Here is a 15,225-nt window from a genome sequence, read left to right as displayed (position 1 = left end):
ATGAGAAAAATAATTATTACTATTATTACCCTAACTTCATTTCATGCTTTATTTTCTCAAAAAATTAATGACAAAATATCAATAGATTTCAACAATATTAATAGAAGAACAGCAATGCAAAACTTGGAGAAGACAACAAACTATATGTTTTACTTTAATCCAAAATGGCTAAACAATGATACTATTTCTATTTCGAAAAACTACAAAGAAGCTACCATTAAAAATATCCTAGATGGTATTTTTGAAGATACCGATATAAATTATTACATCACAAAAAAGAGGGTAATCCTAACACAAAACAGTTTAATTTACGATAAATTACCAATAGATTTTTTTTTAAAAACAGAAGAAAACACTACTGTAAACAAACCAACAGAATCAGAGGTAAAACCAATTTTCTATAAAGAAAAAGATAGCCTTCAATTATCTAAAAAAGCAAACATAAGTACGACACTAATAGGTAAGGAAAAAAAGAAATTTGAAACGAAAATATATTCACTTTCTGGGTATATAAAAGATAGAAAAACTAGAAAACCAATTCCAAACATATCTATTAGCGTACAAAAAAAGAAAACAAATACCGTTACAGATACAGAAGGTTATTATATCTTAAAACTTCCATATGGCATTAATTACATTGAAGTTGAATCTGTAAATTATGAAAAAATTATTCGAAAAGTTATAGTGTATGACAATGGAAAACTTGATATTTCAATAAATGAAAGTATAAATGAACTTAATGAAGTTTTAATAAAAGGGAATCGAAATAAAAACATTAGAACTGCAGTCACTGGAGTTTCTACAATAGATATTGAAGGCATTAAAAATGTTCCATTAGTACTTGGAGAAAGAGACATATTTAGAGTAGCGGCAACATTACCGGGAATAAAAACAACGGGAGAAGGTTCAGCAGGATTTAATGTAAGAGGAGGGAAAGATGACCAAAATTTAATCTTACTTGACAATGCTGTTTTATACAACACCTCTCACTTTTTAGGTTTTTTCTCAGCAGTCAATCCATACACAACTAACAAAGTAGATATTTACAAGGGGAGTATCCCCGCACAATTTGGAGGAAGACTGTCTTCTGTCTTTGATATTACTACTAAAAAAGGGAATTTAGAAAAAACTACTGGAGAAGGAGGAATTGGATCAGTTACCAGCAATCTTACCGTTGGAACACCAATTATAAAAGGTAAATCAAGCTTATTAATTGGAGCGAGAGGAACTTATTCAGAATGGATATTAAAGACTTTAAAAGAAGAGTCATTAAAAAATAGTGAAGCCGCATTTTTCGATGGCACATTGAAGTACAACCATAAAATAAATGACAATAATAATATTGAATCGACTTTGTATTATAGTCATGATCAATTTAGTATTTCATCCGATTCATTATTTAAGTATAGCAACCGTTTAATTTCACTAAAATGGGATCATTCTTTTAACAGTAAAAACAAAGCCGCTTTGATTTTAACTAATAGTGAATATAAATTCAATATTGATTATAATGCAGAAGGGATTAATTCATTTGATTTTGGTTATAAATTAAATGAATCTCAACTACTTGTAAATTTACAATCTCAATACTACAAAAAACATACTTTTAACTACGGTATATCATCAAAATTATACAACATAGACCCAGGTTATCTAAATCCTAAAAAAACAGAATCTACACTCATCCCAATTAACATAGAAGATGAAAAAGGATTAGAAACTGCCGTTTATTTTTCAGATAATTTTAATATAACGGATAAAATATTATTAAATGCAGGTTTACGCTATTCATTCTATGCCGCATTAGGAAATTCAATCCAACGCGTTTATCAAGTAGGAGTCCCCGTAAATGATGCAACCGTTATTGCAACAAATGAATATAAAAACAATGAAGTCATTAAAACCTATGGAGGTTTTGAACCTAGATTAGCTCTTCGTTATTTAATAACGGATGATTTTTCAGTAAAAACAAGTTATGACAAGACCTTTCAATTCATTCATTTATTAACCAATAATACAACCCAGTCTCCAACAGATGCTTGGAAGCTTTCTGATTTAAATATTGAACCACAAGAAGCACAACAATACTCTATAGGATTTTTTAAAAACATCAATAAAGATCTATTAGAAATTAGTTTAGAAGGATACTACAAAAAGTCTAAAAACATATTGGATTACAAAGTTGGTGGAGATCTTGTTTTAAAAGAAAACATAGAAACAGAAATACTACAAGGAGTAGGCAAAGCCTATGGGATAGAACTGCTTTTAAAAAAACAATTTGGAAGGCTTAATGGCTGGTTAGGATACACTTATTCCCGTACTTTTATAAAACTAGACAGTAAATTTAACGATGAAAAAGTAAATAACGGAAAATATTTTCCGACTAACTTTGACAAACCACACGAAGTAAGCACTGTTCTAAATTATAAAATTACGCAACGTTATAGTTTTTCTGGTAATTTTATTTATCAATCCGGCAGACCAATCACTTATCCTATTGGCAAGTATGATTACGGAAATGCCTCATATACTTTGTATAGTGACAGAAATAAATTCAGAATTCCAGATTATTACCGTTTGGACATTGGTTTTAATATTGAGGGTAATCATAAATTAAAAAAAACAACCCATAGTTTTTGGAATATATCTGTTTATAATGTATTGGGAAGAAACAACCCGTACTCTATCTTTTTTATAACTGAAGAAGGCAAAATTAAAGCGTACAAAACATCCATTTTTGCAATCCCAATTCCAAGTATTACCTATAACTTTAAGTTTTAATAACATGAAATATAAGCATCTAAATAAAATTATTCTATTATTAACTATCTCTTTTATAGTAAATAGCTGTACAGAGCAATATGCCTTACAAACAAATACTTTTGAAGATGCACTTGTTGTAGAGGCCACTATAACAAATGAGTTAAAAAAACAAGAAATAAAAATAACCAGAACCTATCGACTGGAAGAAGAAGAGACAACAATTGAATCAGGAGCAACCGTAACTGTAACCGATAATGAAAACAATAAATATGATTTTGACTTGAAAGACACTGTATATGTTTCTCAGTCTGAATTTCAAGCGATACCAGGAAGAAAATACCGACTAGACATAGTCACCAAAGAAGGAAAACTATATTACTCTACTTCGGAAACATTACCAAGTGTGAATGAAATTCAGAGTGTAGATGCAACTGTTCAGACCTTTGGTAATCAAAGAGGCGTCCAAATTACAGTAAATAGTTATGACCCGAAAAACAGTTCCAAATATTACAGATATGAATATGAAGAAACCTATAAAATAGTAACACCTCTGTGGGATCAAGATAAAGCTATTCTATTACCTCCCTTACCAGAAAGCAACCATAAAGAAATTGGTCTGATTCCTAGAGAGGGAGAATCTAAAATTTGCTACAGTACCGATAAATCAAAAGAAATTCTAATATCATCGACAAATTCATTAAAAGAAGATCGAATTGCATTTCCAATTCGATTCATTAGTAATCAGAATTATATTATTTCTCACAGATACAGCATTTTAACCAAACAATACATTCAAAACTTAGAAGCCTACACATATTACAAAACACTAAAAGAATTATCTGGCTCAGACAATATATTGTCACAAAATCAACCTGGTTTTTTTTATGGCAACATCAAATCATCGGAAAATCCAAATGAAAAAGTAGTTGGTTTTTTTGATGTCTCCTCTGTCTCTTCGAAAAGAATTTTTTTTAATTATTTAGATTTATTTCCAGGCGAACCACTACCTCCCTACTTTGACAGTTGTGATATTAGAGTTTGGACATTTTGCTTTATATCAGAAAACCCAGATTGTAGAGGAGCACAACTTCTTTCAACAATAGAATCAAATAAATTAGTATATTTAAATAGCTATCAATATTCCAATCCTCAATTTACAACTTATGAAATGGTACCTATAGTTTGTGGTGACTGTACCAGTTTTTCATCCAACATTGTACCACCATTTTGGACAAATTAATTTAAATAGTTATTAATGAAACCATTTCAATTAAATATATTTTTTCTACAATTAATACTCTGCTTGACCTTAATAAGTTGTACAGAGCAATATGCACTTCAAACAAATACTTTTGAAAATGCACTAGTGGTAGAAGCTACTATAACAAACGAATTAAAAAAACAAGAAATAAAAATCACAAGAACCTATCGACTTGAAGAGGAAGAGACAACCATTGAATCTGGCGCATTAGTAACCGTAACTGATACAGAAAATAACAAATATGTATTTGATCAAAAAGACAGTGTTTATGTTTCACAAACAGAGTTTAACGCTATCCCGGGAAGAAAATACCGTTTGGACATAATAACCAGCCAAGGGAAAGTATATTATTCTACTCCTCAAACATTGACAACTATCAATGAAATCCAAAATATCGATGTAAGAGTAGAAACTAGAAAAGGCGACAGAGGAGTTGAAATTAATGTAAATAGTTATGACCCTACTGGTACCTCAAAATATTACAGATATGAATATGAAGAAACATACAAAATAATGGCACCACAATGGGACGCTAGAATGACTAAACTTTTACCCCTAGCGCCAGACGAAACCCATCCTGCTATTATTGTTCTTCCAAGAACACAAGAGACAAAAACTTGTTATACAACTAAAAAAGAAGACAATATAATACAAACCTCAACAAATCAATTTCTAGAAGATAGAGTTCACTTCCCCATACGATTCATTAGCAATCAAAACTACATTATTAGTCATCGTTATAGCATTTTAGTTCGCCAATACATTCAAACAATTGAAGCCTATAGTTTTTACAAAACATTAAAAGAAATATCTGGCAATGAAAGCATCTTATCTCAAACCCAACCTGGTTTTTTTTATGGAAACATAAAATCTTCTGACAACCCCAATGAAAAAGTTATTGGGTTTTTTGAAGTCTCTTCTGTTTCTTCAAAACGAATTTTTTTTAATTATGCCGATTTATTTCCAAAAGAGCCTCTACCACCCTATTTTATTGACTGTACAGAAAGACTATATGTTGATTGTTTTAATCCAACACCCGAGTGCAAAGGAGCGGCTTTACGTTCGGCAATTAGCGGAAATCTTTTAGTTCACTTAGGCAGTAGTAACATAACATATCTAATGGTTCCTCCTCCTTGTGGAGATTGCACCTCATTTTCATCTAACGTAACACCATCATTTTGGATAGACTAAAAATTACCCTAAGTATCGTTTTAATAGTAGTAAACTATTTATTTTCTTGCGCACAAAATAACAATTCAATTACTGAAAGTAAAAGCATAACACAATCCATGCAAGAAAAAATATTTTTGCATTTAAATACTACTACATTCCTAACAGGAGAAACACTATATTTTAAAATGTATTGTATGAATCCCGTTAATACATCAAGAAGTCTGATCAGCAAAATAGGATACATAGAACTTATTGATAGCGATAAAAAAGTCGTTTCAAAAAGTAAAATTTATATAGATAAAGGAGTTGGCAAAGGAGATTATTTCTTACCAACCACATTAAAAACGGGTAATTACAAAATAGTTGCCTATACTAAATGGATGCTAAACAGTTCTTCAACAAACTTTGAAGTAATTGACATTACAATTATAAATCCATTCCAACCCAAACAAGGTGCAAACTTTAGTAATAATAGCGACACATCCTTAATAACAGAAAATAGAACCGTAACAAAACAAAACGCTACAGCAACCGGTGCCGTTGATAAAACAAACTCTGTTATAGAAACAAACAAAAAAACATACTCTAATAGAGAAAAAGTAAATTTAAATAGTAATCAGTTATCTAATGGTATCGGAAAAGGGAATTATTCCATTTCTGTTAGAAAATTGGTCAATTTGCCAATTAACAAACAAAAAAGCGCCGTTGAGTTCAAAGAAATTAATACCAAAACAAATTCAAACAATCCAACAACAGACATCAATATAGTACCGGAATTTCGTGGAGAACTCATTACCGGATCTATTAGTTCGGATAAAGCCGAATTAAGTATTAGTAATAAAATAATTTCACTTTCAATACCTGGTAAGTCATTTGCGTTGAAAACGTTGAAAACCAATTCATTAGGCAAATTTACTTTTATACTCGATAAAAATCCAAATAATACAAACTGTGTTATTCAAGTTATTGATGACAACCGAAATGATTATAGCATACAATTGGATGAATTTCAAAAAACCCAAACTGCATCATTATCTTTTTCATCCAATTTAAATCTTACAGAAAACGACTCAATCGCTATTCAAGAACAGTCTACAGCTAATCAAATTGAAAATGCCTATTATGAAATAAAAAAGGACAGTCTGGTAACAAACTACAAAACAGATTCATTTTTTAATACATTTCAAAAAGAATATGTACTTGACAATTACACTCGTTTCCCAACATTTAAAGAAACTATAATAGAAGTAGTAATTGAATTATATTATAGAAAAAACAATGGCTCTTATAAAGTTTATGTTAGAAATGACAAAAAAGACCTTACCGTTTATGGACCTCCTTTAGTTTTAGTGGATGGAGTCGTTATACAAGATACAAATGAACTTTTTGATTATAATATGGCAAACGTTTACAAAATAAGTTTAGTTAATGAAGGATATGTATATGGTCCTGGATTGTTTGGTGGGCTAGTTAGTATAGAGACCAAAAACAATGACTACCAAACCAAAGCAACTGGTAATTACATAATACAAACAGAAATCCAAAGACCTTTAAACGAAACTAAATTTTTTACCCCAGATTACACAGACAGGTCCAAAAACGAAAGAATCCCAGATTATCGCTATCAATTATTATGGCTTCCGGAAATAACCTCATTCAACAAAGAGAATCCAATATCTTTTTACACCTCAGATGTAACAGGGATATTTGAGGTTTCATTGGAAGGTTTTACAGAGCAAGGTGTCCCGATCTCTCTAAAAGATACTTTTGAAGTACAATAAGCGACATCAAAACCCTAATTCATTATTTTGAATTGGGGTTTTTAATTTAATTCAATTATTTTGAATCAACAACGCAACCATTTCCTTCTTACAAAGACTATTATAAAAAGTATAGAAGTTTATGAAAAAATACACCACAATTCTAATAGCATCTCTTTGTTTTACATTCCTTTTGTCTTGTTCAGAAGAAACTGTCGATGCAACTACTCCTATTCCATCAACAAGTGAAACAATCTCACCTCCACCAAAAAATGTTCTTAAAAAGGAGGATCCACTTGTAGAATATTTAGCAATAACTGGGTACAATCAATTTTCACTTCCTTGTGGAGATACAAATGATAGCTTTGAAATTGGATTTGAATTTTACCCCCTAACAAATGGGAATATAATTGCACTTTCGGTACGTATTCCCGAGGCTAAAGCCAAAGTAGTAATGACAATTTGGGATGTTGCATCAAAAGCTAAAATCAGAACAGAAGAAATAGAAGGAATAACTGCAAATACAATTATTTCAAAGGATATCACTCCCTTGAGTTTAGTAAAAAACAAAAAATACGCAGTAACTATATACACCAATAGCTATTACATGCGCCATGCAGCAGAATGGGCTCAACCACAATATCCTGTTACATGTGGAAATATAAAAATAGTTGTTGCAATAATGGGTGAGGCGAATTCTAATCAGTATCCAAAAACTGGAACTGGTAATTTTCAAAACGGTGATTGCAGTTTTAATTTCATGCCAACTAATTAAAAATAAAATAGAATGAAAAAGAAAGTAAAACCACTGTTTTATTATTGTGTAATAATATTAGCGTTTTTTGGATGTACCGATATAGATGACAATCTTAAAATTATAGATGAAGTTATCATTGCACCTGAAAATATAATTACTAAAGACTCGGAATTATTTCAATTAATTTCGATAGTAAGTACATTAAAGGATACTCTTGTAAATGAAACTGTATGCGTAGACTTCAAATACCCAATGAATCTGACAATTTATGATAAAGAATATGCAGCAATTGGTACTAGATTTTTGCTAAATGACAAACAACTAAGTCTTTTATTAGAAAAAATGACCGATGAACAATCTTTGAGTATAAGTTACCCAATTACAACAACTCTAAAAGATGGAACAATTTTCAGTATAAACACGAATGCAGAACTTAAATTAGCGATCGATAGCTGTTCAAAAGAAGACATTATAAGCTCTTGTAATTCTTCATTCTGTAATGCTAATCCAAGCCAACAAACACCATTTGTCTGGAAAGTTCAGTATGTTGAAAACGGAAGCAATAAATATGTGAGCGGCTTCTTTGTCACAAATCCAGATACAACTCTTACTTTTAATTTTAATGGTATAAAATATCCAGGTAACTGGGAAATTATTTTTGTAAATAATGAATTGCACATTAATATCAAATTGGAAGGTGACTCTCCAGTAGCTAAGTATTGGAATTTTGACAGAAAAATAATTCTCACTTTGGATTCCATAAAAATTTTCGATCCCACACAAAATGTAGTTCTAAAAAAAGCATATCAATCAATTGAACAATATAGTATTGGTGACAAAGGACCATCAGATGGAATAGTATTTTACGACAAAGGTTCTTATAGTGATGGATGGAGATATATAGAAGTTTCTTTAGTTGATTTAGGTAGTTTTGAATGGGGTTGTGCAACCTCACCAGTAGCTGATTCTAGGAATAACAACATAGGGAAAGGTCTTTATAATACTGCCGCGATTGTTAATTTCCACAATGATTTAGCCAATTATTATAAAAATCCAGCAATGTGTAATGCATTAAGCAACGGTACAGTTAGCGCAAAGGAAGCTATTCTATATAAAACAGAAATCAGTAGCGATTGGTTTTTGCCTTCTCTCGCAGAATTGCAATTAATCTATGACAATCTATTTATTAATGGAAAGGGAAATTTAACAAATTCAACATATTGGAGCTCTTCAGAAATTGATGCTATTAGTGTCTATTCAATAAACTTCAAAACTGGAGAAAGAATAACTGTTCTTAAAAGTCCAAATACAACAGGTATTAAAACAAGAGCTGTACGTTATTTTTAAAATAATTAGCAATACATTTAAGCGTAATACATTTTTTATTTGAATTTAGATCTAATTATTAAAGGTTGCATCAAGCAAAACAGCAAGGCACAAGAAGAGTTATACAATCTGTATAAAACGAATCTTTTTGTGCTGAGTCTAAAGTATTGTTCAAACAAAACGGAGGCCGAAGACAATTTGCACAATGCTTTCTTAGAAATATTAACCAATATAAAAAAATTCAATAATAAGGGTTCATTTGAAGGATGGATAAAAAGAATTACAATTAATAAGGCAATTGACAGCTATAAAAAAAGCCATAGTCTAACGCCTATAAAAGACGATTATTATGAAGAAATTACTATTGAAGATCATGAAATTGATCTGCCGTTAGATATCTTACTCTCCATTATTCAAGATTTGCCCAATCAATATAGACTAGTCTTTAACCTATATGAATTAGATGATTATTCGCACCAAGAGATTGCAACTATGCTTGGCATTTCTGAGGGCACTTCAAAGTCGAATCTTCATAGAACAAAATCGATTTTAAAAGAGAAAATAAAAAAAACTTATTCATTCCGTAATTACAATAGGGCCAATGAAAAATGAAAAAGAAATAGGTAAAGCACTTCGAGATAAACTAAGTGATTTAGAGCAAATGCCTAGTGATAATATTTGGAATTCAATTCAAAAAGATCTTCAAAAAAGAAAAAAGAAACGAATTGTTTTCATACCATTTTGGATAAAAACGACTGGAATATTTTCTTTGGCGCTTCTGCTTTTTATATTTACTAACCCATATTTCTCTATTTATAATACTACAAATAAACCCAATAATCTAAACACTGGAGTTGACACGTTTAATACTTTTGAAGATTTTGACGGCGAAAAAGAAAATAAAAGCAATAACAAAAATGGAGACAATGTTAAAATAGCCAATCCGAGTCTAGACACAAATTCAGACCACAAAAACAAATCAAATGGTGTGGAGATAGATTCCATTTACACGAACAAAAAAGAAAATAAAAAAAGAGAGAATATAGATTTATTAGTTAAGACAACTGAAAAAACTAACTCAACAGCTCTAGTCAACAACAGTTTGAGCAAATCAATACAAAGTAAACGTAATTTTTCAAATAAAAAGAATAGCCAAATAACGGCTTCAACAAACAGTAAAGAAAAGAAATTTAAATACCAAAATTCAAATACAACCAAAAAAAGACATAGTAATACATTAAAAAGTACAAAAACTGTAGTAGCGCAATCAGGAAATAAGCAAGAAAAATTAGATTCTAAAAATGCTGCTATTAAACATGAATTCCCTAAACAACTGAATGCTGAAATAGCTGAAGCCTCAAAAAAAGATACACTAAAAAGTAAAGAAAAAAAGGAAAAAAGAACAGAAATAATATTATACCCAGAAGACAAGCAGGACTCTGCCAAAGTCATTTTAAATAAATTTGATTTATATGCATTCATGGCACCTTCAGTTTATGGATATCTAGCAAATAATTCTCCTATTGATACTAGGTTAAATAACAATTCTACAACTTCTCAAATCAAGTTCAGTTATGGCTTGTATCTCTCTTATGAAATAACTAATAATTGGAGCATTCGCCTTGGAGTAGAAAAGACAAACTTAAATTATCAAACCAAAGACGCAGTAATAAATATACCAAATTACCAAAATATCAATTACTTAAATTCTATTTCTAACGCAAGTATTTACAGCCAGTCTAACAATTCCAGTACTATGACTATTGTGCAAGAACTGGAATACACAGATATTCCAATAGAAGTAAAATACAAATTCATTCACAATAAAATAGGTGTAGGAGTTATAGCGGGGATTAGCTATTTGTCCCTTACCAAAAATAATGTAAATGCAAAATCACAAAATTCTAGTGAAATTAAAGTTGGTGTAATTAAAGATTTATCTGATAAATCATTTAGCATAAATTTTGGTTTTGGTCTTGACTATAAATTTTCAGAAAAACTAAAACTCAATCTTGAGCCCATTGTCAAGTATCATCTTATAGATTACTTAAATGGATCGCAAAATTACAAGCCCTACTCATTTGGAATACAAACTGGTTTGCAATATTCTTTTTCTTTTGACCAACAAAAAAAGCAATAGTGAAATCTATTTTGAATAGAAAAGTTTTTACAGAATTTATTATTTTACAAAACCCCATTTCATCCATTCGACTTGGGGTTTTTCATTTTTAGGGCATGACCTCAATAGAAAATGGAGCCAAATATACAAACCGCTCATTCGGCTCCATTCACTATTGCGGTCGGGCTATCCGCTCCGCCGCGGCGGATTGCTCCTATCCCTCATGCGGTCGTAAAACGAGAACTTTACACCAAAAAACAGCATCCAAATCAACTATCAAAAAATCCGCGTTAATCCGTCTAATCCGTGGCCAAAACCAACACACAAAACAAAACTTTGCGCCTTTGCGCCTTTGCGAGAAAAACAAACACAAAAAAAAAACCTTTGCGCCCCTTGCGTAACTCTTTGTTCACTTTGCGGTTAAACTCCACGAATCACCTATTTAAAAATCCGCGTAAATCCGTTCCATCCTTCAAATCCGTGGCCAAAACCAACACAACACAAAACCTAGCGCCCCTAGCGTAACCCTTTGCGGACCTTGCGGTTAAACTCCACAAATCACCTATTTAAAAATCCGTGTTAATCCGTTCCATCCGTCAAATCCATGCCCAAAACAAACACAAAACAACCCTTTGCGCCCCTTGCGTAACCCTTTGCACACTTTGCGGTTAAACTCCACAAAACCACTATTAAAAAATCCGCGTTAATCCATTAAATCCGTGGCCAAAACCAACACACAAAACAAAACTTTGCGCCTTTGCGCCTTTGCGAGAAAAACAAACACAAAAAACCTTTGCTCCCCTTGCGTAACCCTTTGCGCACTTTGCGCACTTTGCGCACTTTGCGGTTAAACACACCATCCCATCAAAAAACATTGTTTTACACCTTTTAAAGCGAATAATTCAAAAAAATAATAAAACCAATACATTTTATTCAAAGAAAAAAAATATCTTTAGCGTGAATATTATTAAACAATTAACTATTAAAAAAAACTACTATGTGTGATTCTACCAAAGAACTATCCTTTACTCCTTACCCAACCGTCCAAACCACCAAGATTAACACTTTACCGTTTACTTTCCTAGAACCAGGTGAGGTGAATTACCCCGTAGCCCCATTAGTATCTGCAAAATTCTACACTCCAAAAGGCGGTGTTTTAACCTTAAAAGTAAGAGCTACAGTATACATGAACTCCGAAATTCCAGACGCACCCGTTGTTGAACCACCAGTTGAAAAAGACGGCGTTTTGACCATCAATTACGATTATGATTTCTCCATGGAAACCCCAGAAACTTGCGATGTGTGGTACGTAGAACTAGATTACACTTCGCCTACTGTGGGTAATATAAATAAAATTGAGTCTTTTATGGTAAACTTGGATCCTGAAGCATCACGAGGAACTTCAACGCAAGTTCCTTAAAAATGAACTTAAAAAGCAAAAAATATTTCTTTTATATTCTCCTATTAATTCCTGTTTCACTTTTTTCACAAAATGTTATGGAGACTTTTTTTGAAAAAAAGATTCTTCATCTAAATTCAATTGAATTTAAAGAGGAAATAAATTTAGTAAAAGCCCAATCTTTTTATTTAAAAAAAGATTGGGATTCTACATTGGTCTATTCTATGAAACAGCTAGGCAGTAGTAATGACAAAAAGATAGTGGATTATTGTCATTACTTTAGAGGAGTAAGTTTTTTCAACAAAAAACTTTATAATGAGGCAAAGAAAGAACTTAGTTTGACATCATCAGACTTCGAACTTGCAACTTTAAGAAATTTTACTTTAGGAGCTACATTATTAGAGTTAAAAGAATTTAACAATGCACTTTATTATTTTAATATTTCCGAAAATCAATCTTTAAAAATCAAAGATTTTAAAATTTTAGCTGACTCATATAATGGAATAGGTACAACTTATATTTTTCTCAAAAAATTTGAAAAAGCAGAAAAATATTTGCAGAAAAATTTAGAACTAAATTTAAAGTTTAGAAACAAAAAAAATATTTGCTCTTCTTATATGAATTTAGCCACATTATATTATGAACAATATAAGGATAATTTAGCTATTCATTATTTTAAAAAATCTTATAACATATCTAAAACAATAGCTGATTTTGGCTCAAAATATTTGGCTTCAAAAAATATGGCTGTTGTCGAAGAAAACAGAAACAACTTCAAAGAAGCTTTAGCTTACAGAAAAGAATCAGAGCAATGGAAAGATTCTCTCAACAACCAAAACAAAGTCTGGGCACTCGCAGACTACGAAAAGAAATATGCGGTAGCACAAAAACAAAAACAAATCTCAGTACTTAAGGTCGAAAACAAACTAAAAGACACCCAACGTAATACCATGTTTTTTTCAACAGTTGGTTTATTATTGTTTTTGGTAGGAGGTGTTTATGTCTATGCTCAAAAAGTGAAAAACGCCAAAATCATCCTTACTCAAAAAGAAAAACTAGACGAGCTCAATTCTACCAAGGATCAATTGTTCTCCATAGTGAGTCATGATTTGCGCTCCTCGGTAAATGCCCTCAAAACCAGCAATACCAAACTAACCAATTCGCTAGAAACCAAAAACTACAGCGAGCTAGACCAGCTTTTGCACCAAAACAGTGCCATTGCAAACGGCGCCTACAGTTTGCTGGACAACTTGCTCCACTGGGCGTTGTTGCAAACCAAACAATTGTATTTCAGCAAAGATTCGGTGCATTTGTATTCCATCGTGCAACAAATAGAATACAACTACAAACCCTTACTGCTCGACAAAAGCATTACTTTTGAGAACGCCGTTTCCAAAAATAGTTTTATCTTCGTTGATCTCGATTCGCTAAAAATTGTTTTGCGCAACCTTCTCGACAACGCTATCAAATTCTCACCAGAGAACAGCAAAATTAGTTTTTATACCGTCGAAACCAACACCAATTTTTGCCAACTAGTGATTCAGGACAGCGGTTTGGGTATGAACCAAAACACCATAAACGAGTTGCTGGAAGACAACGAGTTGTTGGCCAAGAAAAGCAATTCGGAGATAATAGGTACAGGCCTCGGGATGCAATTGTGCAAACAAATGATCAAGAAAAACGGAGGAACACTAGCCATAGAAAGCGAACTCAACAAAGGAACCAAAATGATACTTTCGTTCCCAAAAACAGAACAAAATGGATAACATCAATGTACTTATTATAGAAGACACCCCAGAGCAAAGTGATGCACTGAGCAAAGTCTTACTGGCCAACAAATACAACATTGTAGGCGTTGCCAGAAATTATACAGATGCCCTAACCTTATTCTACCAAAACCCCGTAGACATTATTGTAATCGATGTTTTCCTCGACGGAAAACCAGACGGAATAACCTTTGCCGAGACTATTAATATTGTGCCAAACGGTTGTAAACCTTTTGTATTCTTGACCAGTTCACAAGATCGCCAGATTTTTGAGAGAGCTAAACTCACCAAGCCTTTCAGCTTCCTGATGAAACCCTTCAACGAACTAGAAATTCTTTACGCACTGGAAATGGCTGTCGAAAAATTCTACGAGCAAACCAATGTTTTCCTGAGCGAAGACCAAGACACCGTAATCAGCAATGATTATATGTTCATCAAAAAGAAAAACGCACTCAAAAAAGTGTCCCTTCAAGACATTTTATACATTGAAGTTGAGGATCGTTATTGCAACATCGTCACCGAGAAAGAAAAATTTGTCATCTTGATTTCGCTCACCAAAATCAGCGCATTGCTCGACAAAAACAAATTCACCCGTACCCACAGAAACTACATTGTCAACACCGACAAGATAGAAGAAATCATCCTAGCCGATAATTTGATCATCCTCAAAGGCGGTCACAAAGTAAACCTAAGCGACTCCTATAAAGACTTCATCAAAAAAATGAATATTTTGTCTTAGGGATTGGTTTTGCGCTCGTATATCATTGTGAGGTGTAATTTTATTCTAAAAAAAGCAATATATAATGACGTTTCGGTCGTCAGTTCGAGTAAATTTTCAGAAAATGCGAATAGCTTTTTCTGAAAATTGTATCGAGAACCGTTCGTTATAATAAAAACTTCT

General features: G+C 32.0%; 11 protein-coding genes. All 11 read left to right on the top strand.

The genetic code is table 11. From position 1 onward, the window contains the following. Positions 1 to 2,781 carry a TonB-dependent receptor gene (locus AC8GF4_RS02770; protein WP_506592564.1) on the top strand — a complete coding sequence of 927 codons (2,781 nt, stop codon included), beginning with the start codon at positions 1 to 3 and terminating at the stop codon, positions 2,779 to 2,781. A 4-nt stretch (positions 2,782 to 2,785) separates the two neighbouring features. Continuing rightward, positions 2,786 to 4,003: a DUF4249 domain-containing protein gene (locus AC8GF4_RS02765; protein WP_506592562.1), complete on the top strand. Its 1,218-nt coding sequence runs from the start codon at positions 2,786 to 2,788 to the stop codon at positions 4,001 to 4,003. Between the two features lie 15 nt (positions 4,004 to 4,018). Next, a complete protein-coding gene (locus AC8GF4_RS02760; RefSeq protein WP_506592560.1) occupies positions 4,019 to 5,215 on the top strand; it encodes a DUF4249 domain-containing protein in 1,197 nt (398 codons plus the stop codon). Positions 5,216 to 5,391: 176 nt separating this feature from the next. Continuing rightward, on the top strand, positions 5,392 to 6,978 hold the full coding sequence (locus AC8GF4_RS02755) for a hypothetical protein (protein ID WP_506592558.1): 1,587 nt from the start codon (positions 5,392 to 5,394) through the stop codon (positions 6,976 to 6,978). Positions 6,979 to 7,099: 121 nt separating this feature from the next. Further along, positions 7,100 to 7,732, top strand: a complete 633-nt coding sequence (locus AC8GF4_RS02750) for a hypothetical protein (RefSeq protein WP_506592556.1) — start codon at positions 7,100 to 7,102, stop codon at positions 7,730 to 7,732. Between the two features lie 12 nt (positions 7,733 to 7,744). Beyond that, positions 7,745 to 9,061, top strand: coding sequence for an Lcl C-terminal domain-containing protein (locus AC8GF4_RS02745; RefSeq protein WP_506592554.1), 1,317 nt, complete (start codon positions 7,745 to 7,747; stop codon positions 9,059 to 9,061). A gap of 39 nt (positions 9,062 to 9,100) precedes the next feature. Further along, a complete protein-coding gene (locus AC8GF4_RS02740) occupies positions 9,101 to 9,652 on the top strand; it encodes an RNA polymerase sigma factor (RefSeq protein ID WP_506592552.1) in 552 nt (183 codons plus the stop codon). Then, complete coding sequence (locus tag AC8GF4_RS02735; RefSeq protein WP_506592550.1) at positions 9,642 to 11,180, top strand: outer membrane beta-barrel protein; 1,539 nt, start codon at positions 9,642 to 9,644, stop codon at positions 11,178 to 11,180. Before AC8GF4_RS02740 ends, AC8GF4_RS02735 begins: the two co-directional genes overlap by 11 nt. A 976-nt stretch (positions 11,181 to 12,156) precedes the next feature. Further along, positions 12,157 to 12,579 carry a hypothetical protein gene (locus AC8GF4_RS02730; RefSeq protein WP_506592548.1) on the top strand — a complete coding sequence of 141 codons (423 nt, stop codon included), beginning with the start codon at positions 12,157 to 12,159 and terminating at the stop codon, positions 12,577 to 12,579. Between the two features lie 2 nt (positions 12,580 to 12,581). Continuing rightward, positions 12,582 to 14,324, top strand: coding sequence for a tetratricopeptide repeat-containing sensor histidine kinase (locus tag AC8GF4_RS02725; protein WP_506592546.1), 1,743 nt, complete (start codon positions 12,582 to 12,584; stop codon positions 14,322 to 14,324). After that, positions 14,317 to 15,063: a LytR/AlgR family response regulator transcription factor gene (locus AC8GF4_RS02720; protein ID WP_506592543.1), complete on the top strand. Its 747-nt coding sequence runs from the start codon at positions 14,317 to 14,319 to the stop codon at positions 15,061 to 15,063. The genes AC8GF4_RS02725 and AC8GF4_RS02720 overlap by 8 nt, the downstream gene beginning before the upstream one ends. The last annotated feature ends 162 nt before the right edge of the window (positions 15,064 to 15,225 follow it).

The sequence above is a fragment of the Flavobacterium rarum (SeqCode) genome, assembly GCF_965234445.1.
Taxonomy (GTDB): Bacteria; Bacteroidota; Bacteroidia; order Flavobacteriales; family Flavobacteriaceae; genus Flavobacterium; species Flavobacterium rarum.
Note: the sequence above shows the minus strand (reverse complement) of the source record. Positions and strands in the feature narration are given on the sequence as shown.

Excerpts from the sequence above, each read along its gene's own strand:
- AC8GF4_RS02720 (WP_506592543.1), top strand. The coding sequence starts at position 14,317 with ATGGATAACATCAATGTACTTATTATAGAAGACACCCCAGAGCAAAGT.
- AC8GF4_RS02735 (WP_506592550.1), top strand. The coding sequence starts at position 9,642 with ATGAAAAATGAAAAAGAAATAGGTAAAGCACTTCGAGATAAACTAAGT.
- AC8GF4_RS02725 (WP_506592546.1), top strand. The coding sequence starts at position 12,582 with ATGAACTTAAAAAGCAAAAAATATTTCTTTTATATTCTCCTATTAATT.
- AC8GF4_RS02755 (WP_506592558.1), top strand. The coding sequence starts at position 5,392 with ATGAATCCCGTTAATACATCAAGAAGTCTGATCAGCAAAATAGGATAC.
- AC8GF4_RS02745 (WP_506592554.1), top strand. The coding sequence starts at position 7,745 with ATGAAAAAGAAAGTAAAACCACTGTTTTATTATTGTGTAATAATATTA.
- AC8GF4_RS02770 (WP_506592564.1), top strand. The coding sequence starts at position 1 with ATGAGAAAAATAATTATTACTATTATTACCCTAACTTCATTTCATGCT.
- AC8GF4_RS02750 (WP_506592556.1), top strand. The coding sequence starts at position 7,100 with ATGAAAAAATACACCACAATTCTAATAGCATCTCTTTGTTTTACATTC.
- AC8GF4_RS02765 (WP_506592562.1), top strand. The coding sequence starts at position 2,786 with ATGAAATATAAGCATCTAAATAAAATTATTCTATTATTAACTATCTCT.
- AC8GF4_RS02760 (WP_506592560.1), top strand. The coding sequence starts at position 4,019 with ATGAAACCATTTCAATTAAATATATTTTTTCTACAATTAATACTCTGC.
- AC8GF4_RS02730 (WP_506592548.1), top strand. The coding sequence starts at position 12,157 with ATGTGTGATTCTACCAAAGAACTATCCTTTACTCCTTACCCAACCGTC.